General features: G+C 68.3%; 29 protein-coding genes. 12 read left to right on the top strand and 17 right to left on the bottom strand.

The window, feature by feature from the left end; translation table 11 throughout:
• Window positions 1–55: 55 nt before the first annotated feature.
• The 7 genes from ACRXBZ_RS42060 to ACRXBZ_RS42030 all read right to left on the bottom strand — a co-directional run bounded on the left by ACRXBZ_RS42060 (window position 56) and on the right by ACRXBZ_RS42030 (window position 2,707).
• Complete coding sequence (locus tag ACRXBZ_RS42060) at window positions 56–211, bottom strand: hypothetical protein (RefSeq protein WP_433884269.1); 156 nt, start codon at window positions 209–211, stop codon at window positions 56–58.
• A 35-nt stretch (window positions 212–246) separates the two neighbouring features.
• A complete protein-coding gene (locus ACRXBZ_RS42055) occupies window positions 247–630 on the bottom strand; it encodes a RapZ C-terminal domain-containing protein (protein ID WP_433884268.1) in 384 nt (127 codons plus the stop codon).
• A 98-nt stretch (window positions 631–728) separates the two neighbouring features.
• The gene (locus ACRXBZ_RS42050) at window positions 729–899 is read right to left on the bottom strand and encodes a RapZ C-terminal domain-containing protein (protein WP_433884279.1); all 171 of its coding nucleotides are present in this window, start codon (window positions 897–899) and stop codon (window positions 729–731) included.
• Window positions 900–1,022: 123 nt separating this feature from the next.
• Complete coding sequence (locus ACRXBZ_RS42045; RefSeq protein ID WP_433884267.1) at window positions 1,023–1,343, bottom strand: WDGH domain-containing protein; 321 nt, start codon at window positions 1,341–1,343, stop codon at window positions 1,023–1,025.
• A complete protein-coding gene (locus ACRXBZ_RS42040; protein ID WP_433884266.1) occupies window positions 1,333–1,536 on the bottom strand; it encodes a hypothetical protein in 204 nt (67 codons plus the stop codon). Before ACRXBZ_RS42040 ends, ACRXBZ_RS42045 begins: the two co-directional genes overlap by 11 nt.
• Complete coding sequence (locus tag ACRXBZ_RS42035) at window positions 1,533–1,673, bottom strand: hypothetical protein (RefSeq protein WP_433884265.1); 141 nt, start codon at window positions 1,671–1,673, stop codon at window positions 1,533–1,535. Before ACRXBZ_RS42035 ends, ACRXBZ_RS42040 begins: the two co-directional genes overlap by 4 nt.
• Entirely contained in the window at window positions 1,670–2,707 is a 1,038-nt protein-coding gene (locus ACRXBZ_RS42030; RefSeq protein WP_433884264.1) for a tyrosine-type recombinase/integrase, read from the bottom strand. The genes ACRXBZ_RS42035 and ACRXBZ_RS42030 overlap by 4 nt, the downstream gene beginning before the upstream one ends.
• Window positions 2,708–2,837: 130 nt before the next feature.
• Here ACRXBZ_RS42030 and ACRXBZ_RS42025 point away from each other — a divergent pair, with 130 nt between their 5' ends.
• The 4 genes from ACRXBZ_RS42025 to ACRXBZ_RS42010 all read left to right on the top strand — a co-directional run bounded on the left by ACRXBZ_RS42025 (window position 2,838) and on the right by ACRXBZ_RS42010 (window position 6,367).
• Window positions 2,838–3,116: a hypothetical protein gene (locus ACRXBZ_RS42025; RefSeq protein WP_433884263.1), complete on the top strand. Its 279-nt coding sequence runs from the start codon at window positions 2,838–2,840 to the stop codon at window positions 3,114–3,116.
• Window positions 3,113–3,334, top strand: coding sequence for a hypothetical protein (locus tag ACRXBZ_RS42020; RefSeq protein WP_433884262.1), 222 nt, complete (start codon window positions 3,113–3,115; stop codon window positions 3,332–3,334). The genes ACRXBZ_RS42025 and ACRXBZ_RS42020 overlap by 4 nt, the downstream gene beginning before the upstream one ends.
• A gap of 783 nt (window positions 3,335–4,117) precedes the next feature.
• Window positions 4,118–4,309 (top strand): hypothetical protein, encoded by a 192-nt coding sequence (locus ACRXBZ_RS42015; protein WP_433884261.1) that lies wholly within the window; start codon window positions 4,118–4,120, stop codon window positions 4,307–4,309.
• A gap of 156 nt (window positions 4,310–4,465) precedes the next feature.
• Entirely contained in the window at window positions 4,466–6,367 is a 1,902-nt protein-coding gene (locus ACRXBZ_RS42010; RefSeq protein WP_433884260.1) for a hypothetical protein, read from the top strand.
• Between the two features lie 76 nt (window positions 6,368–6,443).
• Here the strand turns inward: ACRXBZ_RS42010 and ACRXBZ_RS42005 are convergent, their stop codons facing one another.
• The 6 genes from ACRXBZ_RS42005 to ACRXBZ_RS41980 form a co-directional block, all read right to left on the bottom strand.
• Window positions 6,444–6,581 carry a hypothetical protein gene (locus tag ACRXBZ_RS42005; RefSeq protein ID WP_433884259.1) on the bottom strand — a complete coding sequence of 46 codons (138 nt, stop codon included), beginning with the start codon at window positions 6,579–6,581 and terminating at the stop codon, window positions 6,444–6,446.
• A 144-nt stretch (window positions 6,582–6,725) separates the two neighbouring features.
• Window positions 6,726–7,916, bottom strand: a complete 1,191-nt coding sequence (locus ACRXBZ_RS42000) for a coiled-coil domain-containing protein (RefSeq protein WP_433884258.1) — start codon at window positions 7,914–7,916, stop codon at window positions 6,726–6,728.
• Between the two features lie 13 nt (window positions 7,917–7,929).
• Window positions 7,930–8,961, bottom strand: a complete 1,032-nt coding sequence (locus tag ACRXBZ_RS41995) for a TniQ family protein (RefSeq protein WP_433884257.1) — start codon at window positions 8,959–8,961, stop codon at window positions 7,930–7,932.
• On the bottom strand, window positions 8,958–10,019 hold the full coding sequence (locus ACRXBZ_RS41990) for a TniB family NTP-binding protein (protein ID WP_433884256.1): 1,062 nt from the start codon (window positions 10,017–10,019) through the stop codon (window positions 8,958–8,960). The genes ACRXBZ_RS41995 and ACRXBZ_RS41990 overlap by 4 nt, the downstream gene beginning before the upstream one ends.
• The gene (locus tag ACRXBZ_RS41985; protein WP_433884255.1) at window positions 10,016–12,148 is read right to left on the bottom strand and encodes a Mu transposase C-terminal domain-containing protein; all 2,133 of its coding nucleotides are present in this window, start codon (window positions 12,146–12,148) and stop codon (window positions 10,016–10,018) included. The genes ACRXBZ_RS41990 and ACRXBZ_RS41985 overlap by 4 nt, the downstream gene beginning before the upstream one ends.
• A complete protein-coding gene (locus ACRXBZ_RS41980; protein WP_433884254.1) occupies window positions 12,141–13,004 on the bottom strand; it encodes a TnsA-like heteromeric transposase endonuclease subunit in 864 nt (287 codons plus the stop codon). The genes ACRXBZ_RS41985 and ACRXBZ_RS41980 overlap by 8 nt, the downstream gene beginning before the upstream one ends.
• A 539-nt stretch (window positions 13,005–13,543) precedes the next feature.
• Between ACRXBZ_RS41980 and ACRXBZ_RS41975 the strand changes: the two genes are divergently transcribed.
• The 4 genes from ACRXBZ_RS41975 to ACRXBZ_RS41960 are packed head-to-tail and all read left to right on the top strand — an operon-like array spanning window position 13,544 to window position 14,842.
• Window positions 13,544–13,852: a hypothetical protein gene (locus ACRXBZ_RS41975; protein ID WP_433884253.1), complete on the top strand. Its 309-nt coding sequence runs from the start codon at window positions 13,544–13,546 to the stop codon at window positions 13,850–13,852.
• On the top strand, window positions 13,849–14,163 hold the full coding sequence (locus tag ACRXBZ_RS41970) for a hypothetical protein (protein WP_433884252.1): 315 nt from the start codon (window positions 13,849–13,851) through the stop codon (window positions 14,161–14,163). Before ACRXBZ_RS41975 ends, ACRXBZ_RS41970 begins: the two co-directional genes overlap by 4 nt.
• The gene (locus ACRXBZ_RS41965) at window positions 14,160–14,561 is read left to right on the top strand and encodes a type II toxin-antitoxin system VapC family toxin (protein ID WP_433884251.1); all 402 of its coding nucleotides are present in this window, start codon (window positions 14,160–14,162) and stop codon (window positions 14,559–14,561) included. The genes ACRXBZ_RS41970 and ACRXBZ_RS41965 overlap by 4 nt, the downstream gene beginning before the upstream one ends.
• The gene (locus ACRXBZ_RS41960; protein ID WP_433884250.1) at window positions 14,558–14,842 is read left to right on the top strand and encodes a hypothetical protein; all 285 of its coding nucleotides are present in this window, start codon (window positions 14,558–14,560) and stop codon (window positions 14,840–14,842) included. Before ACRXBZ_RS41965 ends, ACRXBZ_RS41960 begins: the two co-directional genes overlap by 4 nt.
• Window positions 14,843–14,846: 4 nt before the next feature.
• Here the strand turns inward: ACRXBZ_RS41960 and ACRXBZ_RS41955 are convergent, their stop codons facing one another.
• Together ACRXBZ_RS41955 and ACRXBZ_RS41950 are read right to left on the bottom strand one after the other, a co-directional pair.
• Window positions 14,847–15,188, bottom strand: a complete 342-nt coding sequence (locus ACRXBZ_RS41955) for a permease (RefSeq protein WP_433884249.1) — start codon at window positions 15,186–15,188, stop codon at window positions 14,847–14,849.
• Between the two features lie 373 nt (window positions 15,189–15,561).
• A complete protein-coding gene (locus tag ACRXBZ_RS41950; RefSeq protein ID WP_433884248.1) occupies window positions 15,562–15,882 on the bottom strand; it encodes a hypothetical protein in 321 nt (106 codons plus the stop codon).
• A 104-nt stretch (window positions 15,883–15,986) separates the two neighbouring features.
• Here ACRXBZ_RS41950 and ACRXBZ_RS41945 point away from each other — a divergent pair, with 104 nt between their 5' ends.
• The 4 genes from ACRXBZ_RS41945 to istB all read left to right on the top strand — a co-directional run bounded on the left by ACRXBZ_RS41945 (window position 15,987) and on the right by istB (window position 20,306).
• Window positions 15,987–16,439 carry a helix-turn-helix domain-containing protein gene (locus tag ACRXBZ_RS41945; protein WP_433884247.1) on the top strand — a complete coding sequence of 151 codons (453 nt, stop codon included), beginning with the start codon at window positions 15,987–15,989 and terminating at the stop codon, window positions 16,437–16,439.
• A complete protein-coding gene (locus ACRXBZ_RS41940; RefSeq protein ID WP_433884246.1) occupies window positions 16,439–16,993 on the top strand; it encodes a PIN domain-containing protein in 555 nt (184 codons plus the stop codon). The genes ACRXBZ_RS41945 and ACRXBZ_RS41940 overlap by 1 nt, the downstream gene beginning before the upstream one ends.
• Before the next feature lie 1,070 nt (window positions 16,994–18,063).
• The gene (gene istA / locus ACRXBZ_RS41935; protein WP_433883877.1) at window positions 18,064–19,536 is read left to right on the top strand and encodes an IS21 family transposase; all 1,473 of its coding nucleotides are present in this window, start codon (window positions 18,064–18,066) and stop codon (window positions 19,534–19,536) included.
• Entirely contained in the window at window positions 19,533–20,306 is a 774-nt protein-coding gene (gene istB / locus ACRXBZ_RS41930; protein WP_433879554.1) for an IS21-like element helper ATPase IstB, read from the top strand. The genes istA and istB overlap by 4 nt, the downstream gene beginning before the upstream one ends.
• Before the next feature lie 335 nt (window positions 20,307–20,641).
• Here istB and ACRXBZ_RS41925 read toward each other — a convergent pair whose 3' ends face one another.
• Window positions 20,642–21,430: an SDR family NAD(P)-dependent oxidoreductase gene (locus ACRXBZ_RS41925; RefSeq protein ID WP_433884245.1), complete on the bottom strand. Its 789-nt coding sequence runs from the start codon at window positions 21,428–21,430 to the stop codon at window positions 20,642–20,644.
• The gene (locus ACRXBZ_RS41920) at window positions 21,427–22,779 is read right to left on the bottom strand and encodes an MFS transporter (RefSeq protein WP_433884244.1); all 1,353 of its coding nucleotides are present in this window, start codon (window positions 22,777–22,779) and stop codon (window positions 21,427–21,429) included. The genes ACRXBZ_RS41925 and ACRXBZ_RS41920 overlap by 4 nt, the downstream gene beginning before the upstream one ends.
• Window positions 22,780–22,880 lie beyond the last annotated feature (101 nt).

Genomic DNA, 22,880 nt, shown 5'->3' with positions numbered 1-22,880 from the left:
GGCTGTTCCCAGCGGCGATCAACGCAGCTGGTGAGCGTGTCACTTCATGCGACACTCACGGCGTGCCACGCCTGATCAGCTTCCCGTTTCGTTCGGATTGCACCGGATCGGCGTAGTGGGCGGGCTGAATGACGGGCTGGTCGACGTCGCGGTGGCCGACCGTCACGGCCACGCCCTCGGCGCGCAGCTCCGCGGCGATCTCCTCGGCCAACGCGACCGACCTTTTCCGGACTAAGAAACCCCAGGTCACCGTTCGGCCGCCTTCAGGACGCGGGGGAGGTGGATGTGCTGGTGCTCGATCTCGACGTGGTAGCCGAGTCGGCGGAGTTCGCGGGCACTGAGCTCGACCAGGGAGCCTGCGCGGTGCTTGCCGCCAGCGCATCCGATGGCGATGCTGCGGGGTCCGCATCGCTCGACGTAGTCGATCAGGTTGTCGAGCAGGTCGCGGGCGCCGCGTGTGTTCGCGACGACCTCCTGGACGCGCGGGTCGCGACCGTCGAGGTCGAGGATCCCGGCGGCCGCGGCGGGATCGCGCAGCCGGTCGCGAACGTCTTCGATGCGGTCGGCTTGCGGCGGTGGTCCGCCGTGGAGGTGCAGATAGCCGAAGGAGATCAGTCGGACGGTGTGCATGAGCTGGTTTCCTTTCCTAGCAAGGGTTTTGAGTGGGTCGGTTCGGTGATGATCGGCAGCCTCCGTGCACCGGCCCGGCGTGTCGGCCGTTAGTCCGGTCAATAGGTCGGTGGCGGCCGCCGATTCCGCGCGCCGGGCGTGGCCAGCACGTGGTCACGCACCCGCGCGTCCAAGCCGGTCAGGTACCGCATGGCCGGGTCGCGGTGCGGGTTACGCAGATGCCGGCGCGCGTCGAGCGTGATGTCCGCGTCCGGCGCGGGCGCGGGAATGCTTGGCGGCGCCCGCCCAGCGCGGAAGACTTCAGGGGTTGGTCAGGCGGTTGTGCTTCGGGTGACGGATCCGTTTTGTTGACCGGTGCGCCGGATCTCGTGGATCAATTCCTCATCCCATCGTCATCCCTCCGCTCGTTGCGAGGCGATCCACTGGAGCCGCTGGTGGACATCGGCCTTGGTCGAGCCGTCCCAGCCCGCACGGATGTCGTCGGCTGGTACTTGCGGCACGCGCTTGAACAGCGGCACCAGGTCGTCGGGGTGCAGGTGGTAGCTCAGCTGCCCGGCCGGGCTGGCGATGTAGAGCATCGGCATCTCGGGCTCGTTCGGGTCGTTGTAGGAGATCACCGACGGCCACAGTCCGGTCAGCGCAGCGAGCAGGTGCGCCCGTTCGCGGTAGAGGCAGCGCACCTGCTCGGTGTCGGCCGAAAGGTCAGTTCCCATCACGTCCTCTTCTTGTTGGGGAGTCCAGCAGCACACCGGTTTGGCAGCAGTTGCACCAACCTTCGCCGTCCCAGCCCAGCGGGTTGAGCACGTAGCTGCGCTGCCAGAACGGTCCCTTGCGGTGCCGCTGGTCGTGGTCGGCCCACGTCAGGTTCCACGGGCCGTGAACAATCCCGGTCGCCGTCACCGTCATTCGTCTTCCTCGAACCCGGCCAGCGCGTCCTCGCCGTAGATCTCGACGAACTGCCGGCGCACGTTGTCCTTAATGGCCGCCGTGTCCTGCACCTGCCGGACCAACTCGGGGTCTGCGCGCTCGAATGGATTGCTCATCTGTCCTCCTGTTCGTACTGGTAGTTGCTGTGATGGCTCATCAGCCCCGCCATCCGGTACGCCGGGGAGTTGTCGAGCTTCCGCTTCCCGTGGTGGTACAGCTCTGTCGTGCGCGGATCGCGGTGCCCAACGAGGTACTGCACCTCGTGCAGCGGCACACCGGCGTCCAGCAGTGCCGTGATGACGCTGTGCCGGGTGGAGTGGCTGGTCAGCCTCTCGAACGATTCGAGTCCGGCTTTCCGCGCGTACCGGCGGACCATCTCGATCAGGTCCTTGTGCTGGATGGCCTTGTCGCCGCCCTTGCCACGGTACGGAGCGGACACGAAGATCCGGCCTTCCAGCTCGTTGACCGGTAAGCCGTATCGTTGTGCCCGTAGTTCGAGGTAGCGGTCTAGACGCACGCTGACCAGCGGCGGAATCACGACTTCGAGGATCGTCCCGCCCTTGTTGCGGAGGCCGAACACGTGGTGCCCGCCCTTGCGGTAGAGCTGATCGAGCGTGCCATCCAGCACCGGCGCCGACCGTATACCGGTGGCGAGCATCAAGTTCAGCTCCGAGGCGTTGCGGCCCGCGGTCTCGGTGCCCACCTCGTCGGCGTAGCGGTTGGCGTAGTCGAGCAGCTGCCCGATCTCCTCCGGCGACATGAACGCCGTGTTCGACGTTTCACGCTTGGCCTCCTTGCGGCCGATCGCCCCGACTGGGTCGTTCTCCGTGGCTTTGTTCGTGCGCATGTAGCCGTACCAGGACCGCACAGCGGACTGCCGGGCGTTCCAGGTCGATGGTGAGATCTCCCCGAGCGTCATGAGCCAGTCGTCGACGTCGGCCCGGCGAGCTTCGAACGGGTGCACACCCTGATCACGGCAGTAGCTCAACCACGACGTCAGCGCGAACTCATACGACTTGCGCGTGTGCTTGCTGTCGCGCTCCAACATCTCTAACCACAGATCGGTCAACCCACGCGGGTTGTACCGATCATCGCCATTACGCGTGGCAAGAGTCTTGCGTTTTCTGGCCAACTTGATCACGTTGCCCATGAACACCCCCCTTCTTCTGTGAACCCAAGATAATCGGGATTATTTGGGGTTCGATCAGGTTACCAGAGTGACGCACGTCTTGCGCAATAGTTTTCTGTTGCGCAAGTTGCGCAGGTGGTATGGTGTGGATATGAGCGAGTTGAACGAGAAGGATGATGTTGCCTGGAAGTTGGCCCTGTCGAAGTTCGCGACCAAGCGGAGCGAGGTGAAGATTCACGTCCTCTTGGGCGGCGTGGTCCACTTGTTCGACCGCGGCGAGCACGTCATGTCGATCACGCCGAAGGACTTCGGTGTGGAGTACGAAGGACGGCGCAGCAAGGAGATCGAGGCCTTCGAGGCGTTCAAGGCCGCGCGGAACGCGAGTGTCGTGGACGAGCCACAGGCAGGTGACGGGATGATCGCCCCATGACGACCGACGACGAAGCGCTGCCCATACCCAACCAGGCCGCCGAGGAGGACCAGGTGACAAGCCAGACAATCGCGGACATCACTGCGAGAGCTCACGAACTTTACAACGAAACCGCTAGCCGTCTCGCGGCACTTCGGGCCGAGCACCCCGACGTGCTCGGCAACCACGACGAAGACGACGACGAGGACCAGCGCGCGCAGGCCAACTTCGGCAGCTAGCCGAGTTTCAGCTCGCTGCCGCGCAGTTCGAAGATGCTGCCTCGATCTACGAGATCCTGGAGCCCATCGACAAGTACACACGCAAGCCGACGATCCGGTCAGGCTGATGTTGGAACAGATCACCGAGTCGCTGTACTCGGCACGCAGCGCCGGACGGCCGCGCAGGACGTACCAGACCCGCTGCCACCGCAGAACTGAAACTCCGACGCGAAAGGGGTGAGCCTGATGTGCCATCGGGCTCACCCCTTTCGCCGTTTCCAGACCACCGCCTTCTGACCTTCTGACCAGAGATGCGGGCACTGTGAGCCCAAAAGCCGCCATGAGCTCGGCCCCGGGTTTGACTTTCTGAGGCTCGGCGGGGGGTGGCGTGGGTGTGTGGCCTACGGTGACGATTACGTCAACCTGAGCGCTTGCTAGGCGATTGCCTGAGCCGCATCGGTGACACGCCGTGGTTGCCCACTGATCTACCCCTGAGCATGTTTCCGCTGGTCAAGCAAATCCGCCCAGAATTCCGCCGATACTGCGGCAACCCCGATGGGTGCCCCGCCCGGACCTCGAACACCACGTGCTGGATTGCATGTGGCCGGGACCACCGCCGCGCAATCGAATGACCAGCCTCATCTCGGCGGGCCTTCTGCCGACCCTCACCACTGTGGACAAAAGTCAGCGTCGATCCCGCGAAAGATCGGCGCGCCTCCCGCGAATCGCCTAGGTGATTCGCTAGCTTCCGGTCCCATGGAGCGCAGGAAGTCAGGTCGCCGGTCGAAAGGTGACCGACGCCAGGTGAACACACTCCAGCCTCGTGTGCTCGCTGAGGCAGCCGCGGCTGAAGCTCAGCGCCGCGGAATGGACCTGACCGAGTTCGTTGGCGAGGCCCTCGCCGCTGCACTGGGCATGAACTATGCCGAAGCCCTCGCTGCTGCACTGAATCCGAAGGCTGACCAGGAGGTTCTGCCACTGGCCAAGAGCGCCTAGATACGGAAACGCCCCGACCAGTCGGTCGAGGCGAACTTCCGTTGCTACCTACGAACTTCATATCGCGCTGAAAACTTTCTCGACTGGCCTGTGGTTTGGCCGCCTCTTCGCCAGTCGGTGTAGTTCCTGCGCGGCTTTTGCCTTGCTGAGGTGCTTTTGACTGTAGCAAAAACACCCCGGCGCGACCCAGCATTGCCTGCGGACGACACGCGGGCGGATTACGTTGCGCCGACTGCGGTTCTCTCCGGGTACAGCCCGGCCAAGCTCGACGCGCTGGAACGTCGAGCATTTGCCGCACCGTTCGTGCTGGTCACGGCGGACAACAGCGGCGCTGGCACTGTCACCGACAGGGCCGAGGCCCGGCGCCTGGCGGCCGAGCGGCCCGAGGTGGTCACGCTCGTCGGCACGTTGGTCCCGCAGTGCTGGGCGGTGGACGTCGATCCCGCCGACACCGGTGCCGACCCGGAGGCCGGCGAAGCCGCCGGCGAGGAACTCGCCGTCTGGTGCGACGGGCACGGGCTTCCGTGGTTGCTGCGCGCTTCCGGCCGGCCCGGCGGCCGCCATCTGATTGCCCGTGTCCCGGCCGAGCTGGTGCGTGAGCTGCGGCAGCTGTGCCGCCGCCTGGCCGCCGCGCACGGCCCGGCCTGCACACCGCGCCGGACGCTGCGGCTGCTGACTGCGCCGCACCGGGCTGGGCTGGACGCGCCGGTGCTGGCGGGCACCCTCACCGCTTCCGATCTCCCGCAGCGCGCCGCCAAGCCCACCGCAGCGAGTGTTCCCGCTGGTCGCACCGCCCGCCGACGTCGCCGCAGCACCGCCGCCGAGGCCGCCGAGGGCGACCGGTCGCCAGGCGAATTCGGCGACGCGATCGTGCGGGTGCGCGCTGGGTGGGGGCCCGGCCGCGCCTGGAACGCGGCGAACGTACCCGGTGCCAAGTCTGCGGAGCGTGGCGAGCTGTGGTGGCGGTGCTACGTCTGGTCCGTCGCGGTGACCGTTGTGGCCGCGGAGGACGGCGCGAGCGAGCCCGAGGCGTGGGCACGGTTCCAGCGCGCCTCACCGGGCCGGGCGCGCCAGCTCGGCCTCGCCGCCTGGCGCGAGGCCTACTGGCAGCCTGCCCTGGCCGAAGCGCAGCGCGACCGCCCGCGCCGCAGGCACGTCGAGCGCCGCCCAGCTGGGCAGCCGGCGCCGCTACGCTCGCCGGAAGAGGTGAGCGCCGAGCAGGCCGAGGCCGCGCTGCTGGCCGACGCGCTGCGCGCCGCCGCCGCGGAGCAGGCCGCGCTGGCCGGCCTGCGGCCGCAGTTCGCGCACTCGGTCGCGGCCGCGGTGCACGCCCTGGCCGAGGTCATCACCACCCGCGAAGGCTCGATCTCGACCCGTGACTGGGCAGAGGCGTCCCGCCTGGACCCGAAGACCCTGCGCAAGGCCCGCGATTTCGCCGCTGAGCGCGGCGTCCTTTACCGCGCACGTACCTACGCCGAAGGTGCTGACGATACGGATGCGTGGCTGCCAGGCCCGGCAACGACCCCGTTCATCGAGGCTCGCCGCGAAACTTCCCCCACTAGGTGGTACACCCCCCTCCCCGGCCCCACCCCCACCGGAAAGGCCTGCCCGGTCCGCCTCCGACGGGCCCACGCCACCGACCGGAAGCTCTGGCACCTCCGGTGCCTCCTTTCAACCGCTACTGAAGCGTCAGGAGAGAACTTCGCTACAAGTCGACACCCCGCAGCCCGCGCACTGCGGAGTTTGTGGCACCAACGCCGATGGTGGACAGGCCTCGCCCCGGCTCAGCAGGAGGAGCGTCGACGGCAGCGGCGCGCGATCCTCGGCGCCCTGCACCGCTCCGAGCGTGTGGCGTGGTTCGAGTGGCTCGGCCGGCGCTCGGTCATCGCGGCGGCCGCCGACCGAGCCACTGACGACCAGGTCAGCCCGATCGACGTGGCCCTGCTGGAGAGTGCACCGTGCACCATCCACCTCGGGATGCGCGACCCGGCTTGGCGCACCGGCCGCACTTCAGCTGTCGGGGCACCGGTCGAGCAGCACGCCTTGATCGCCGCGTAGGAGGGGGACGACCGGAAACGGTCGGACCTGCCATCCGGGTCTATCTCCTCAGCCAACGTGACCGACCTTTTCCAGACTAAGAAACCGCAGTTAACTGGTCCGCCGCCTTCAACACGCGAGGCAGGTGGATGTGCAGGTGTTCGACGTCGATCTGGTGGCCGCGGTCGCGCAGTTCTCGTGCGAGCAGTTCGGCTTTTGGGCTTACCAGTGCCATATCCCTATATCCGGACGTTTCGTGTGCTTGCTCTACGTCAAACTGACGTAAGACATCGGGGGGTCTGCGAGATCTCGCAGACCCCCCGACCTGCGGAGATCATGCTGCGGTGCTGGACGGGTCGGGTTAGGCGTCGGCCAGCGATCACCTGCGTCGGGTGTCGGTGCTGTGCTGCTTACGCAGCCGCTCGATCTCGGCGCGCAAGTCGCGCACGGTGGCCTCGTAGGTCTCGCGCTGTTCTGCGCGGTAGCCGCGTTCGGTCTCGGCGGCCTGTTCGGCGGCGGTGGCCTTGGCGCGCAGCTCGGCGCTGGCCGTCTGCTGCTTGGCCAGCTGCTCGCGGGCGGTGGCCAGCTCGCCGACGGCGTGTTGCTGCTGCTCGCGTAGCTGCTCGGCCTGGCCGGCGGCGGTGTCGGCCCGCTGGCGCTGCTCTTCGGTGTGGCCTTGCTCGGTCTCCAACTGGCCGCGCAACTGGTTGCGTTCCTCGGTGAGGTCGGCAACGTGCTGCGTGCTCGTGGCCAGCTTGGCGCGGACTTGTTCGAGCTGCTCGCCGGTGGCGTTCGCCTCGGCCTGTGCGGTCTTCAGCTGCTCTGCAGTCTCGGCCTGCGCACGCTCGGCTTCCTCGGCGCGCCCGCGCTGCGCGTCCCGGTCGGCGGTGACCTGCTCCAGCTCAACCCGGGTCTGCTCGGCCTGGTGGTCGGCGGCCTCGCGGGCCTGTTCGCTGGTCTCCAGTTCGGCGATCGCTTCATCCCGCGCCCCGGTGGCTTCCTCGAGCTGTTCGCGCAGATGCCGTGCCTCGGCCAGGGCTTGGTCCCGTTCGGTGTGGGCGGTGGTCACCGCCTCATCGGCCTCCAGCTGCACCCGTCGTACGGTGCGCTTGGCTGCGCTCAGCTCCGCCCCCACCGACTCGGGGTCGGTGGCCTCACCGAGGGCCTCCAGCCCGAGCTGCAATGTGCTGTTGGCCTTGGCCACCTCGGCCCGGAACTGCTCAAGCAGTGACGCGGCCCGGGCCTGGGCGGCACTGGCCGGGCTCTCCCCGGTCTCCGGTTCGTTGCGGCCACCGTCCCCGCTAGCTTGCCGCTCCCGCTTCGCCTGCTCGCGTGCCGCGGTGAGCGCGGTGTGCGCGTACTTCCCGGTCTTCTCGTTGAGCAAGGCGCAGTACTTCGGCGGCTTCCCGCCGCCATCGCCGGCGCGCTCCCGCACCGGCCGCGTGCAACCCGCAAACGCGCAGGTCTGTGCGCTCTCGCTGACCTCCGTGCTGGTTGTCGCTTCTCGCGGATTGTGGCGGGGTTGACCGGGGTTGACCTGCGGTCCGCCAGTTGGGGGTGGTGTCGTCATCGTTCATCGTTCCTCACTTGAAGTGGCGGATTTCCGGGAAAGGGTCGTCAAGGCGGCCGGGGCCGGGGGCCCAGGCTCGTCGCCAGTGCTCGGTGCGGACGGCTTCGAAGCGGTGCCGGACGCTGTTGACCCACCACCGAAGCGGGTCTCGGCTGCCGGAGCAGCGGGTGGTGATGGCGAACATGCGTGGCTGGCCGAGCTTCGCGGCGACGCGGTGGAAGAAGGGTCGGAGATCGGTGTCGTAGCGGGCCATCGCGACATGCCGGTGCCAGTGCAGATCGGTGATGATCTCGGCCAGGGCGACCGCTTCGGGGAAGACCAGCGGGTCGGACGGAACCGCGACGGTCAGCCAAGGCCAAAGCGCGGCCGTCCGGGCGGACCAGGTTTCGTGCAGCCGGGGGTGGTCGCGGCGGCTGGGGATGACCCAAGCCGACACGATGTCCATCGCGGTGAGCATCTGCCGCCGGAACCACTCGCTGCTGTCGGCGTCGACGACGATGCGGGCGTGCATCCGCCGGTAGCGGCGGTGCGCGGTCAGGATCTCGGGCGCGTGGTCGAGGTCGACCTGGGAGAGCGCCGGCCGCTGCTGCTTGTCGGCGTCGAGCCAGCGGCGGTGGCGGAGGCAGATCGCCGGGAATTCCTGTCGGTAGGCCAGAATCGTCGGCGTGCCGGGGATGCGGGCGGCGCAGCGGTCGCAGATGCGGCGCAGTCCCCAGTGGCGGAACAGCTTGATGCGCGGGATATCGGCGGGCAGGTCGAAGGAACGGTTGTTGACCACGGGCAACGACTTGCGTAGCCGCTGGGCGGGGATGCCGGTGAAGGTCTCCAGCCGGGCCAGCGCGGGCGGGTTGAGAGCGATGTCGTAGTCGTTCATCGTGGTCGCCGCGAGGTTGCCGTGCGGATGTCCGAGGGCGCGCAGCAGGATCGTCGGCCGGGCCAGCTCGTTCGCCGCGGCGAGCCGGGTGGCGTAGGAGGTCAGGGTTTCCAGCCGCAGCGGCCGGACCCGGACCGGGAGCTGCTGGGCGTGCTGCTGCCAGAGCTTCATCGACCATCACCGCGGCGGTGCCGCGCGCGTCCCGGGCCGGGGTCCGGGTCGTACTGGTTGATCGCGGCCAGGTCGAGGATCACCTCGTCGAGGTGGTTCTTGGTGATCCGCTCGGTGCCATCGGCGATCGCGTCATTGGCCGCGTCGTGGATGAGCTGGTCGAGGCTGCCGATCATCCCGCCAGTGCGGGCGTGCAGGTAGGGCGCCAGCTCGATCAGCGAGCCCGGCTTGTGCCGGTGCAGCCGCAGCGCCTGCTCCATCGTCGCGACGAGCTTGGCCCAGTCCCGCTGGGCCTCAGCGCCGCGGTGAGTGAACGGTCCGGTGGTGACCGGGATGAACCGCCCGGCGATCTGCCGTCCCCGGACGCCGTCGAACATCCCGGTCTCGGCCAGGTCCAGGCCGGCGTAGACGAACGTCGCGCTGATCGTGTCGAAGAAGTACTTCAGCTGGTCCGAGGCGTCCCGGCCGCGTTTGCCCGACAAGTAGAGACGGTGGATCTCATCGACCAGGACCAGACCGGTCCCGACCCGGCGCATCACCGCGGCGACCGAGTGCGCGACCGACTGCGGGCTGTCCCGCTCGGCGACGGGCAGGCCGAGGAAGATCGCCATCTCGGTGGCCAGCATCTTCGGCGTGGCGTCGGCCGGGCAGACGATGTAAACGACCGGGATGCGGTCGCGGACGCCCGGCGTGCGGCGTTCGGTCTCGATCTGGAACTTCTTGCCGAGCTGGGTGATCGAGGTCGACTTCCCGGTTCCGGACGCGCCGGAGACGAGCAGCCCGCGGCGGCCGAGCTGCTTGCCGCGGTTGTTGATGAGCAGCTTCGACCCGGTGGTGATGATCTTCTTGATGTCCGGGGTGGCGACCAGCAGCAGCGTCGAGTGGTAGTCCTGGCGGGCCGCGTTGTAGACCTCCCGCTCCAGCCCGTCCAGCCGCTCGAAGTCGGCGACGGGCAGCAACCGCGGCGGTGCCTGGGTGGCCGCCTGCGCGGTGAACGAGGCCCATCCTTCCTTGGTGGCCAGCGGATGCCGGACGATCTCGGTGTAGGTGCTGGTCACCGGCTCGCCTCCAGGTCGTCGGCGAACGGGTCGAAGATGCCGAACGGCACCACCTCAGCGACGGCCGAGCCCGGCTCGACGTCCTGCTCGGGCTCGACGGCCGGCGCCGCCGGGAGCTCGGCGCGGGCCGGGCGGGCGGGCAGCACCGGCACCGGAGCGGGGTCCGGGTCGGGTTCGATGGCCAGCTCGGTGACGTCGGGCGGCAGGTGATTGGTCAGCTGCTGGGCCGAGGTGTGCCGGGCCAGCGCCCGCTCGGTGCCGGGGCCTTCCTCGGCGCGGCGCAGCAGCGCGGCGAGGATGACCGCGACGGCCATCTCGTTGGTGTCGTCGACCCCGCGCTGCGCGGCGATCCGCCGTGATGCGCGCCAGGTGAAGTCCGCGAACGGTTGCCCGACAACGGTTTGGTGCGTCCAGCCGACGGTGATCCAGCCGCCGTGGTGGTGGTTACGGACCCAGATCCGGGAGACGTCGTAGGGGTCGTAGTGGACCTCCCAGCGCCCGCCTCGGGCCGCGACGCCGGAGTTCTGGCGGGCGTAGCGTTTCAGCTCGCGGGAGGCGTAGGTGCGGTACTCGATCTGGATGCCCGCGTCGGTGACCGCCCGCCAGTCCGCGGGCAGCAGCTCGATGTAGTCCTCGCCGGTCAGCGACACCGGGACGTAGCCCGCAGCGGCGACCAGCGCGGCGTAGGCGTCGTTCGGGGAGGCGGCCTGGTCCGGGGTGAACGGGTGGCGCAGTCCGTCGTGCGCCCGAGTTTGCCACCCTGCGATGACCCACTCGTCGAACAGTTCCTGCAAATCGGCCAGGGACCAGACCGCGCGCTCGGCGACGTCGCGGCCGCGGCGGGTGGTGTCCCGGCCGGTGTAACCGGCGACATGCTGGCAGAACAGCGTGTTGATCGACTCGAAGGTCCGCTCCACGATCGCCTTGTCCGTGGCGGTCTGCTGATGCGCCGGCTGCACCGAGATGCCCAGCGTGTCCGCCGCGCGCAGGAACACCTCCGACAGGAACACCTTGCCGTGGTCGATGACCACGGTGTCCGGCACGATCACCGGCTTCGCCGCGGCCAGCTGCATCCGCGCGTCCAAGGTGACCAGCCGCTGGTGCGGGATGCGCGAGGCCGACATCGCGAGCGCGGTGTCCCAGCCCGGCCGCATCGGCTCCGGGACCATCACCCGCGCCAGCAGCAGCGCCGCGTCCACCGCCTTCGCCCCGACCGGGCGCAGCACCCCGGCGCAGATCGTGCGGGTGGCGATGTCGATGGCCAGCACCAGCTCGCAGCGGCCGATCACCCCGTCGTCCAGCACCGCCATCACGTCCAGCGGGGTCGCATCCAGCTGGACCTGCTCGCCCGGCCGCGCGGCGATGGTGGCGGTGTAGGCGCCGGACGGCTTGTTCGCCGTCTGCCGCCGTGTGACCGCCGACCCGAAGCTGTACTTCCCGGCGGAGAGGACTTCCAGTAGGCGGTAGCAGGTCGCCTGCGACGGCATCTCCACCACGCCGGCGCCGTGCTCGTCCTCCAGCAGCTGGCGGATCTGCCGGATCGCGCGGGACTTCGTGCCCGTCGAGGTGCCGGTCTGCGCCTCGACCACCGCCGCGGCGGCGGCGACCACGCGGGCGTCGACGTTGCCGGTCGGCTTGACCTTGCGGGCCTGCCGGGAGTCGATCAGGCCCCAGATGCCCTGGTCGCGGTAGCGGCGCCGCATCCGCTCAACCGTGCGGAAACTCGTCGACGTCCCGGCCTCGGTCAGCTCGGCGGCCTTCGCCCGCTGCCGCGCGGCCAGCGAGGTCGACGCCGGGTCGTACTCGGGCCGCGGCACCGCGTCCTCCGCGGCGTCCGGCGGCAGGCCGGTCTCGACCTCGATCAGGTGCCGTTCCCAGGTCCGGGCGGCGGTCAGCACCGGCTCGGGCAGCGTGTCCAGCAGGCTGTGCGCGTCGATCTTCGGTGCCGGGGCGGCGCCGACCAGGTCGAAATCCTCCGCGCCCAGCAGGTAGGCCAGAGCGACCACGGTGGTCTGCCCGGCCGTCGACACCAGCCGGATCGTCGCGCCGGAGATTGCCACGACGGTGTGCGTGGCGCCGGAGAAGATGACGCGGTCGTTCACGCGCAGCACGTTCGGTCGCTCAGCCACGACGACCACCGTCCTGCTCGGCGAGCACGAGGTCGTGCGCCCGGCTCGCGTCCGGGGCGGTCCGGACGATCGTGCGGTCCGACAGCACCAGCGACAGGTCGATCAGCAGCCGTCGTGTCCAGAGCAGGTGATAGAGCACCGGCAGCGTGCCCAGCGGGTCACCGGCGGTCTCGGCGCCGTCCATCAGCGGCCGGGGCCGGGTGAACACCTCCAGCAGACGCTCGGCGACCGGCTCGACGAAGCAGCGTGGGTGCCGGTAGCCGGCCAGCCACTTCTGGTTGGCCACCACCACGCCGTCCAGCCGGTCCCAGACCGCGTACCGCCAGTCCAGCAGCGCGCAGGCCCGGTCCGTCGCGTCGAACGCGGCCCGGTCCTCCTCGGCGATCAGCTCCAGCGGCCGGGAGTCCAGCACCAGCACCGCGTCCTCGGCGGAGCCGTCCTCCAGCAGGACCAGGAAGTCCGGGGCATGCCGCCGGCGCTTCCCGGCCGACGTAGTCCAGCACAGCCAGAACGGCTGCGATACGATCCGCGTCACCGTGGGGTCGAAGTCCAGCGCGACCAGGTGGTCCCGCTCCACCCACGACTCGAACCCGATCCGGCCGCCCATCGTGGCCGACCAGTACCAGCCGGGGTAGTTCCGCTGCCCGCGGTACGACGGGAACGACCGCACCGGGCGGCCGAGCTCGGCCACCACCTCCGGCATGAAGGCCCACGGCACGCGCTGCTCGACACCGTCCTCGGCGACGAACACCGCCTCGAAGCCCTCAACCGTCCCCGGCCGCACCACCTGTTTCTCCTGCCTCGTCGGCACCATGCGGGCGATCTTGCCCCGCCACTTGCGCTGAGAATCCGCCACCTACCGGCGAGCCCGCCGCCCAGCCGGTCTGCTATCGCCACACTCCCGCTCGCGCCGCGCGGCGACCGTCAGCGCGCCGCTGTCCCGCCACTTCCAGCGAGAAGCCGCCAACTCCGCCGCCACATCAGCCGAGAAGCCGCCAGATCAGGCGCGAAGCGACACCACCCGTGCGCGCCTCGTGCGTGTCGTCGGTCATGGCGATCATTCTAGCGTTTCGTATCGTATCGAGTCAAACCGAATCATGATGTTTTATATCATATCATATCGTATCGTATCGTATCGTATCGTATCGTATCGTATCGTATCGTATCGTTGTAACATCATAATTAGAAACGATACTATATGCGATCGCACATGATCGAAACCGCGCATAATCTCGGTTATGAGCGGTGCACACTTCCGCACGATTTCCGTGCGCCACTTCCGGCGCATGGTCAACATTGCGTGCGTGTGTTAGACGCGTGGCAGAGTTGTTAGACATTGGGCGTGCGTGTGTTCGGAGAGCTGTATACGGTTGACGTTCGGCGTATTCTGGTGACATGAGCGATGACCGCGTCACCGTGCGCCAGTTGGCTCACGAGACACGCAAGGTGTTTGACCGGCTGCAGCACGATCGACGGCTGGTGGTCGTCCGGGACGGCCGGCCCATCGGCATCCTCACCGCGCCGGACCCGGACGAGCAGCAGCTCGACGACTGGGCGGCCGCCGGCGAGGCATCGCCGGACTGGCGCGCTGACCAGGAAGGGCTGCGGTCGTTCCTCGCGGCGGCTCCGGTGCGCACCGCGGCCGCCGGCGATCCGGTCGGGAGCGCGGCGATCCTGGCGGACCGAGCGGAGGACGAGCGGTGATCGACTGGGACACGATCGTGCAACTCGCGCCGGGCGGGCTTGCCCTGCTCGGCGCGTTCGCGGTGCTCCCCCCGTGGGCCCGGCGATTCGGCTTGGAGCCCAGCTTGGTGTCGGTGCTGGTGCTGGTCACCCTCTTCGCGGGCTGTATGTCCGTCACCATTCCGGGCTGGACCGGCGTGTTCACCCGGCTCGCCGTGAACGATCCGCGCTTCGTAGGCGCGTTGTCGATCGCGGTCCTGTTCGGCGCCGGGGCCGCCGGCCTCCTCGTCCGGTGGTTCCGGGTGGATCTCGGCGAGGTCCCCGCTCGATGATCTATCTCGACTCCTGCGCCGCGATCAAGCTCCTAATCCCCGAACCGGAATCCGCCGCACTGCTCGAATGGCTGGCCGCCCGGGACTCCGAGGTGATCATGTCTTCCGGGCTGATCACGGTGGAGATTCACCGCGCGCTGCACCGGATCGCCGCGGACACGCCCCTGCACGACCAGGCCGAGCAGCTGCTCAAGGGCATCTACAAGCGCCCGGTCGACGCCGTGCTCGCGCAGGCCGCTGCGCTGCTGGGCCAGCATCTACGAAGCCTCGACGCGATCCACTTGGCGACGGCACTGAGCGCCGACGTGCCGCCGACGTTCGTCACCTACGACGATCGGCTCGCCCAGGACGCCGACCAGGCCGGGCTCACCGTCACCGCACCCGGAGGAGCACCGTGAACGAAGTACGGGACGTCCCCAAGTCCGCAGGTCGTCGCCGTGCTCGGGCTGGGCTGATCGGTACCGCGGGCGTCCTGGCGCTGCTCACGGGGCTGGGGCTGCTCGGGATCCTGCTGGTGATCGGCGCCTTCGTCGTGGTCGCGGCGCTGCTGTTCGGGGTAGCGCTGTGGCGCACCGGGCATTCGGTGCGGCCGGCTCTCGTCACGGGTGCGGCGGGCCTGCTGCTCCCAGCGACGCCCTGGCTCGCCGCGTTGTTGACCGGTGCCCCGGCGCCGTTGTGATCTCCTATTCCCCGGTGCCGTCCTGCTCGATCAGGCGGGTCAGCAGGCCGGCGATCTGCTCCTGACCGGCGGCCAGCTGGTCGAACTTCCCGCGCACCTCGGAACCGAGGTCGGCCAAGTTCTTCCGCAGGTCGGCCAGGTCCTCGCGGTGCGCGTTGAAGCTGGTGGTCGTGGCCTGCCTGAAGTCGCGAATCTCGGTCAGCACCGCGGCGGTGTCCCGATCGTTCACGGCCGCCAGGTGCCGCGCGGCGGCCGCGTCCTGGCGGGCGGCCTGTGCCTCGGCGGACAGCTCGCCGATGCGGGCCTCCAGGGCGGCTACGCGGGCTTCGAGATCGGAGGGCGCCATGCCGAGCAGCGTACCGATCAGCCGACGAGCGGCGGAACGACCGGCAGTGCGCCGGCTAGGCGCGGTTGTCTCTCGTCACCCGGCACTCCCGGCCGTCACTTCCCTTGTGAGCTGGGAATTTGCCGTTCTTGTTCAGAGTGAGCTTCTGGTCGCAGGACGGGCATGGGCGTCGGCTTCGTGGGCGGGTGCACTGGCCGATGCGGTCGACGAACCTCGTGGTCCCTGATGCCGGGCACCGTCGCTGCACCCAGCTGAAGGTGTGCACGGCCTCCAGATAGTGGACCGGCACCGTGCCTGCCTTGGTCTTCCGCAGAGGTAGACAGCAGTCCCCGCAGTGCATCCCGGCTCCTCTCCGTCCAGTCAGCTCTGTTGATCATGCCCGGCCTGGCCGTGCCCGAGCAGCGTCCAACGGGGTGGCCTGGCCCCGGCCAATTCCGAGCCGAAGCTGCTGATCGTCGGGCACGATCACCACATGGTCGAATCTCGTCAGCAACGACGCGCCCGGGAGCGCGCGGAAGCCAAGTCCGCTCGACGAACCGCCGGCGTGGCCGGTCTCCGCGAACAGGACCTCGTACAGGGCTGGCCCCTCAGCGAGGACACCACGATCCGGCTCGCTGCCCCGGATGACATCGAGAGGGTGGCCGAACTGGTCCAGCTCGCGGGGGTATCGCTGGAGCGACGCACTGGTCGACACGCTGCGCACCGACGAGGGAATCGCCGCCGTATCCCGGCCCATCACGTTGCGTTTATTTCGTTTATTGCGGATACTGCGGATAAGCACAGGAGGGGAAGGTCGCCATGTCCCAACTCGCTCTCGACCCGATCCAGCCGAGCCAGACCGACTCGGCCACGGCCGACAAGGCGCTGCACCACATCCGCGACTACCTCAGCCGCCACCACGAAACCAGCGTCCCCCTCGCCGTCGACGACGAGGACGGCGACCAACTGATCGTCCCCCGGGGAGCCGTCGAACTGCTCGCTCGGATCCTGGCGCACATGGCCGCGGGCAAGGGCGTCTCCGTCGTGCCCGCCGGCGCCGACCTGACCACCCAGCAGGCCGCGGACATGCTCAATGTCTCCCGGCCCTACCTGGTCGGTCTGCTGGAGGCAGGCGAGATCGACTACCGCAAGGTCGGCACCCATCGCCGAGTGAAGGTCGAATCTCTGCTGGAGTACATGCGCCGCGACGATCAGCGCCGCCGCGAAGCCGCCGACGAACTCACCAGCCTCACCGACGAACTGGGGCTTTGATGGCCTTCGTCGTCATCTACGACGCCAACGTCCTCTACCCCAACGTCCTGCGCGACCTACTGATCCGGGTCGCGCAGGCCGGGCTCGTCCAGGCCAAGTGGACCCACCGGATCCTCGACGAAACCTTCCGCAACCTCAAAGCCAACCGCCCCGACCTTGACCCCGACAATCTCGACCGCACCCGCAAACTGATGATCCGGGCGATCCGGGACTGCCTGGTCCAGGGCTACGCACCGCTCATCGACGCCGTCACACTGCCCGACCCCGACGACCGTCACGTCCTGGCCGCCGCGATCAAAGCGCGCGCCCAGATCATCGTGACCGTCAACCTCAAGGACTTCCCGACGGACTCCCTCGGCCAGTGGGACATCGAGGCCAAACATCCCGACGCCTTCATCCTCGACCAGATCCACCTCGACCGGCCCAGCGTCTACGGCTGCATCCAGCGCATCGCCGACTCCTGCACCAAGCAACCGCGCACCATTCACGACATCCTCGCCAGGCTCGAAGACCTGGGCCTGCTCGAATCAGTAGCATCCCTGCGCACCGAGTAGATGAAGTCATGGCGGGTTAGACCGGACCGCGACCAGGAGAAGCCTTTCGTCACCGTGACAATTGAGCGCGGCACAGCGGGTCCACACTGGGCGTGATCAGGTGCGCAGTTCGGCGAGAGCGGTGGATTCACCTGGCCAGCGTGAATTCGTGCAGGTCCCACCCGGTCCCCGGCCCCTGGAAGGCGGTGTGAGCGTCGAGCGGAGCGCGGGCCCGGCCGTAGGAGCCGCATGACCGACGACGCGCGCCCGTTCCCTTGTTCCCCGTGGTTTCCGAACGAAGGGAACGACGGGGAACGTTGGGCAGATCCGGTGATCTCCCCGCGCATTCGTTGATCTACGTGACTCTGTCTGCACCAAGTTTCCGCAGCTCAGACGGCTCGATTCACTTGACTTATGCCCTGAACGGGCGTGTACTAAAAGTGCGGTGAATCGATTGAGAGGGTCGGTGAACCGAAGGGGCGATGGCGCGACAGCCCCGAAGGAATGCATGGTCCAACTCAAGGACGTTCGTAGTCCTGAGCCCTGCCGGAAGTTCTGGAGCAGGCGGAGTTCAGCAGTGCGAAAGACGCTCGTCAAACTCGAGCTGGCGTTCCGGTAAGGGCCTCCGCAGCTGCGGAGGCCTTTTCATACGCCCAGAAGCAACCGCCAGGTCACCCTGCACACGGCACTGCGCCCCGGAGCTAATCCGGGGCGCAGTGCCGTGTGCAGGGTCTTTTAGTGGTACAGCGACGTATTCGATGGCGACGAGTTGGGGTGCCGGTAGTAACGGCGGCAGAACCACCCGGATTTCCTGGTCGGCGCTTCACCAGACTTACCGCCCAAGACTGCCTGGCGTAGCCGGTGACCTGCATATTCGCCGTTTTGTCAGCGGACACGGAAAAATCTGGGTGGGTGGACAGTTTGGTCCGGATCGGCGGACATGAGATTTCCGGGTGTGCGGACGTGTGATCTCCGGGACACGCCTGAGCAGTAATGCGGGGAGGGATCCCTCCGGCGGGGTTGGCTCTGATTGCTGATCAATGCCGACGTCGTCCTGGAGGGATCCCGTGACCAAGTCTGACAGGGAGATCATGGAGATTTTGGAAGCGTTCGACCTCACCCGCTGCGCGCACTCCGCTGCCCAGTTGGCTGGGGTGGATGAGAAGACCGTGACGCGTTACGTCGCGATCCGCGATGCCGGGCGGGATCCGCTGGTGCGAACTCGCCGGGCTCGCTCGATCGACCCGTTTGTGGGCAAGCTCGAGGAGCTGGTGGAGGCATCCCAGGGCAGGGTGCGCGCGGATGTGGTGCACCAGCGTCTGGTGGCGATGGGGTTCACCGGCACCGACCGCTCCACGCGGCGTGCGGTGGCCGAGGCGAAAGCGGCGTTTCGGGCCGGGCACCGGCGCAAGTACCGGCCGTGGGTGCCCGAGCCGGGCATGTGGTGCCAGTTCGACTGGGGCGAAGGCCCGCGGGTCGGTGGCCGCCGTACTCAGTTGTTCTGCGCGTGGCTGTCGTGGTCACGATACCGGGTGGTGCTGCCGGTGTGGGACCAGACTCTGGGCACCCTGGTGTCCTGTGTGGACATGATGCTCCGCAGGATCGGTGGCGCACCAACCTATCTGCTCACCGACAATCCGAGGACGGTGACGATTGACAGGGTGGCCGGGGTACCGGTGCGGCATCCCGACATCGTCGCCGCGGGCCGGCACTACGGCTGCAAGGTCGAGACATGCGAGCCGTTCGACCCGGAGTCCAAAGGCGGCTCAGAACACACGGTGAAGATCGCTAAAGCGGACCTGGTGCCCACGACGGCGAACCTGCTGCCGGACTACTCCTCGTTCACCGAACTCGCGGATGCGTGCTTTGAGTGGTGTGAACGCGTCAACGCCCGCCCGCACCGGGAGACCGGGACGGCACCGGTGCAGCGGCTGGCGGCCGAACGGCAGCATTTGCATGTCCTACCCGCCGAACCACACGCGATCGCGCTGGGCGAGGAACGTCTGGTGGACACCGATCAGACGATCCGGTTCGGGTCGGTGCGCTACTCCACCCCGGACGGATATCAGGGCAGCAAGGTATGGGTCCGGGTGACCGGCGACGAGCTGGTCATCACCGGCCGAAGCCCGGCCGGGCCGGCCGAGATCGCCCGGCACGAGCTGTCCACCCCGGGCAACCCGCGCATCGCCGACGCCCACTACCCGCACCATCCGGGCGGGAACCTGCCCCGCACGCCCAAGGTGCGCGCCCGCACCCCGGAAGAGGTCGCGTTCCTCGCTGTGGGCGAAGGGGCCAGACGCTGGCTGGTCGAGGCGGCTGCGACCGGCGTGACCCGCATCCGCGCCAAGATGGCCCGGGCGGTCGAGCTCGCCGCCCTGCTCGGCACCGACCGCGTCGACGAGGCGCTGGGGCTGGCCGCGATCGCCGGCAGGTTCGCCGAGGACGACCTCGCCTCGATCTGTGACCACATCACCGCCCGCGGACCGGCCGAGACGGTCATCCGGGCCGACGAGAACCACTCGGTCCAGCCCGGCACCCGGGGGTGGGAGGTGTTCGGCGCATGAGCAGCCCCAAAGCACCCGCCATCCCCGACGAGCTGGATCGTATCCTGCGCCGGATGCGGCTGCCCTACCTGCGCAAAGCCGCACCCGACGTGCTCGCCACCGCCCGCGCCCAGCGCTGGGATCCCGCTGAAGTCCTGCGTGTCCTGCTCGACGAAGAAGTCACCGGGCGAGCCTCGGCCACCCGCAGGCAACGCCGCAAGACCGCGAACTTCCCCACCGGCAAGACGTTCTCCTCCTGGCGGCCCGAGAAATCCTCGATTCCCGAGGCCACCCAGAACGCCCTGTCCACTCTGGAATGGGTTGGCAGGCAAGAGAATCTTGCGGTCGCGGGACCTTCCGGCACGGGCAAGAGCCACTTCGTCGAGGCCCTGGCACACGCGGCCATCGAAAACGACATGCGCGTCGCGTGGTTCACCCTGGAAACCCTGACCACCGCGGTCGGCAAAGCCAAAGTCGACGGCACCATAGCGCGCGCCATCAGCAAGATCTGCGGCTGCGACCTCATCGTCATCGACGACATCGGCATGCTGCCCACCGGGCAAGACGCCGCCGAAGCGTTCTACCGGATCACCGACGCCGCCTACGAACGCCGCTCCATCGCAGTCACCAGCAACATCCACCCCAGCGGCTTCGACTCGATCCTGCCCAAAACCCTCGCCACCGCGACAGTCGACCGGCTACTGCACCACGCACACCTCGTCACCACCAAGGGCGACTCCCACCGACTCGCCGAAGCACTCGCCGGCAAGGGGGTGATCCCGTTGAACTGACCACCCCCCGGAGAACCGCTGTCCATCAACCCGGAACACCGATGTCCACCACCCCGGAGGCCAACTGTCCACCCATCCGGACTACCAAACGTCCGTTGACACGTTTCCTCGGCCATTACTACCGGTACCCCCACACCTTCCCGTGACCCGCCGCTACGTCGCCGAGATCACCGAAGGACTCGTCCCCGCACTCCAACGGCGCGGCCTCGTCCGAACCACCTACGAGCACGAAAGATTCCGAGACAACCTGCTGTCCTTCTGATCCGGGGCGCGGCGTTCTCCCACGAGACGAAGCACCCCGCCACCCGGCCGCGCTGGAGGGTGGCCGGGCGCTTTCAATTCGTGCGTGCTGTGGTGGTTCCCGGGCCCTGGATGGTGAGGCCGCCGTCGACCGGGATCGTCTGGCCGGTGATGTAGGACGCCGCGGGGGTGGTGAGGAAGGCGATCACTTCGGCGATCTCCGCGGGGCGGGCGAAACGGCCGAGCGGTGTGCGGTTCTCCACCGGGGTGGGGTCCAGGATTTTCCGGTCGATGAGCTCGGCGATCGCTGGTGTGCGCACCCAGCCGGGCGCGACTCCGTTGACCCGGATGTGGTCTGGTGCCCATTCGACGGCCAGTGTTCGGACGACGGACTCCACTCCGCCTTTGGCGGCGTTGTACCCGAGGCGGTGCGGCAGTCCCAGCCGGGCGCCCATCGACGAGATGGCGACGATGCAACCGCCCGATTGCCGCAGGTGCGGGTAGGCGGCTCTGGCGCAGCGGATGAGGCCCATGAGGTGGATGTCGATGAGCGCCCCGAGTTGCTCGTCGGTGCTCGTGTGGGAGGGATGGGGCCGGGCGATGCCTGCGCAGGCGATCAGGGCATCGAGCCGGCCGTACCGCTGGTGGGTCTCGTCGAGCGCGGCGTTGACCGACGCGCTGTCGCGCACGTCGCAGGACACCGCGATCGCCTTGCCGGGCCCGTGTTGGCCCAGCGTGTCGGCGACTTCTCGGGCCCGGTCCAGGTCGATGTCGGCCAGCGTGGCGAGCCAGCCCTGCCGCACGAGCGCCTCAGCGGTCGCCCGGCCGATTCCGCTGGAGCCGCCGGTGACGATCGCTGCGGGTGGGTGGTGTGCGTCCGTCATGCGCGTGCCTCCCGCCCTGCGTCGTGTTCGGACACAAGGTCGCGCCCCTTGGTCTCCGGAGCCGCGATCGCGCAAACGAACGCCACGCCCGCGAGCAGGGCGATGTAGCAGCCGATGGGCCACAGGCTGCCGGTGGCGGCGGTCAGCGCGGCGGCGATCATCGGGGCGATGCCCCCGCCGAGTAGCCCGCCGATCTCCTTGGCGGCGGTGAGTCCGGCCAGCCGGTAGCGCGAGCCGAACATCTCCGGCATGTAGGAGGATTCCACCGCGTACATGCCCAGCACGGCGGTGCCGAAGGCAAGCACGAAGGCGAGGATGATCAGCACAGGCCTGCCCGACTGGATCATCATGATTCCCGGCACGGCGAAGACCAGCTGGAAACCGCTGAGCGCCCGGAAGACGATCCGGCGGCCGTACCGGTCGGAGAGATGCCCGAGCAGCGGGATGCTCAGGTAGGCGTACACCGAGGCCAGTACGAGTGCCAGGGTGCCGGTCGAGCGGTCGACGCCGAGCATGGTGGAGAGGTAGCCGACCAGGAAGACCTGGTAGAGGATCGACGTCCCGGCCTCGCCCAGGCGCATGCCGAAGCACAGCAGGAACGCCCGCCACCCGTTGCGCACCAGGTCGCGGTAGACCGTCTTGAAGGACAGTGCCTTCTGCCGGTCGGCCACCTCGTGGAAGGCGTGGCCTTCGCTGAGATCGCGGCGCATCCAGAGTCCCCAGGCGGCGACCAGGATGCTCACCAGGAAAGGAGCCCGCCAGCCCCACGAGAACAGCTGGTCGTCGGGCAGCAGCGATACGAGCAGCCAGATGCCGGAGGCGACCAGTGTCCCGGTGTTGGTGCCGATGCACACCAGCGATCCGACCAGGCCGCGCCGCCGTCGCGGCGCGCTTTCCACCATCAGGGTCGACGCGCTGGCCAGTTCGGCGCCGGCGCCGAAGCCCTGCATGATCCGCAGCAGCACCAGCAGCAGCGGGGCCGCCAGCCCGATGGTTTCGTAGGTCGGCAGCAGGCCGATGCCGAAGGACGACAGTCCCATCAGCAGCACGGTGATCACGAGGACAGACTTGCGACCCAGCCGGTCGCCGAGCGCGCCGAGCACGATGCCGCCGATCGGCCGGGCCAGGAAACCGACCGCGTAGGTGGCGAAACTGGCCAGCAGTCCCACCGCGGGGTCGGTTTCCGGGAAGAACAACTTGTTGAACACGAAGGCTGCGGCCAGGCCGTAGAGCACGAAGTCGTAGTACTCGAGCGCGGTGCCGATGGTGCCGGACAGCGTGCTTTTCCGGAGCTGCCGCAGGTCTTCGTTCGGGTCGGATTCGGTCGACTGTGAGTGAGCGATCTTCATCTCTGTCTGCTTCCGTGAAGACGAGATACCGAATTCTCTAGTGCCGCGTCAAGCAACGTTGACCGGGTAATCGGTGCGGGCGATTTCGCGCGAAATTGACG

It is taken from the genome of Saccharopolyspora hattusasensis, from assembly GCF_050972075.1.
GTDB lineage: Bacteria > Actinomycetota > Actinomycetes > Mycobacteriales > Pseudonocardiaceae > Saccharopolyspora > Saccharopolyspora hattusasensis.
Note: the sequence above shows the minus strand (reverse complement) of the source record. Positions and strands in the feature narration are given on the sequence as shown.

Excerpts from the sequence above, each read along its gene's own strand:
- ACRXBZ_RS41920 (WP_433884244.1), bottom strand. The coding sequence starts at position 22,779 with ATGAAGATCGCTCACTCACAGTCGACCGAATCCGACCCGAACGAAGAC.
- ACRXBZ_RS42020 (WP_433884262.1), top strand. The coding sequence starts at position 3,113 with ATGACGACCGACGACGAAGCGCTGCCCATACCCAACCAGGCCGCCGAG.
- ACRXBZ_RS42035 (WP_433884265.1), bottom strand. The coding sequence starts at position 1,673 with ATGAGCAATCCATTCGAGCGCGCAGACCCCGAGTTGGTCCGGCAGGTG.
- istA (WP_433883877.1), top strand. The coding sequence starts at position 18,064 with ATGGAGATTTTGGAAGCGTTCGACCTCACCCGCTGCGCGCACTCCGCT.
- ACRXBZ_RS42055 (WP_433884268.1), bottom strand. The coding sequence starts at position 630 with ATGCACACCGTCCGACTGATCTCCTTCGGCTATCTGCACCTCCACGGC.
- ACRXBZ_RS41945 (WP_433884247.1), top strand. The coding sequence starts at position 15,987 with ATGTCCCAACTCGCTCTCGACCCGATCCAGCCGAGCCAGACCGACTCG.
- ACRXBZ_RS41940 (WP_433884246.1), top strand. The coding sequence starts at position 16,439 with ATGGCCTTCGTCGTCATCTACGACGCCAACGTCCTCTACCCCAACGTC.
- ACRXBZ_RS42000 (WP_433884258.1), bottom strand. The coding sequence starts at position 7,916 with ATGACGACACCACCCCCAACTGGCGGACCGCAGGTCAACCCCGGTCAA.
- ACRXBZ_RS42040 (WP_433884266.1), bottom strand. The coding sequence starts at position 1,536 with ATGACGGTGACGGCGACCGGGATTGTTCACGGCCCGTGGAACCTGACG.
- ACRXBZ_RS42025 (WP_433884263.1), top strand. The coding sequence starts at position 2,838 with ATGAGCGAGTTGAACGAGAAGGATGATGTTGCCTGGAAGTTGGCCCTG.
- ACRXBZ_RS42045 (WP_433884267.1), bottom strand. The coding sequence starts at position 1,343 with ATGGGAACTGACCTTTCGGCCGACACCGAGCAGGTGCGCTGCCTCTAC.
- istB (WP_433879554.1), top strand. The coding sequence starts at position 19,533 with ATGAGCAGCCCCAAAGCACCCGCCATCCCCGACGAGCTGGATCGTATC.
- ACRXBZ_RS41955 (WP_433884249.1), bottom strand. The coding sequence starts at position 15,188 with ATGGCGCCCTCCGATCTCGAAGCCCGCGTAGCCGCCCTGGAGGCCCGC.
- ACRXBZ_RS41965 (WP_433884251.1), top strand. The coding sequence starts at position 14,160 with ATGATCTATCTCGACTCCTGCGCCGCGATCAAGCTCCTAATCCCCGAA.
- ACRXBZ_RS41975 (WP_433884253.1), top strand. The coding sequence starts at position 13,544 with ATGAGCGATGACCGCGTCACCGTGCGCCAGTTGGCTCACGAGACACGC.
- ACRXBZ_RS42005 (WP_433884259.1), bottom strand. The coding sequence starts at position 6,581 with ATGGCACTGGTAAGCCCAAAAGCCGAACTGCTCGCACGAGAACTGCGC.
- ACRXBZ_RS41925 (WP_433884245.1), bottom strand. The coding sequence starts at position 21,430 with ATGACGGACGCACACCACCCACCCGCAGCGATCGTCACCGGCGGCTCC.
- ACRXBZ_RS42030 (WP_433884264.1), bottom strand. The coding sequence starts at position 2,707 with ATGGGCAACGTGATCAAGTTGGCCAGAAAACGCAAGACTCTTGCCACG.
- ACRXBZ_RS41995 (WP_433884257.1), bottom strand. The coding sequence starts at position 8,961 with ATGAAGCTCTGGCAGCAGCACGCCCAGCAGCTCCCGGTCCGGGTCCGG.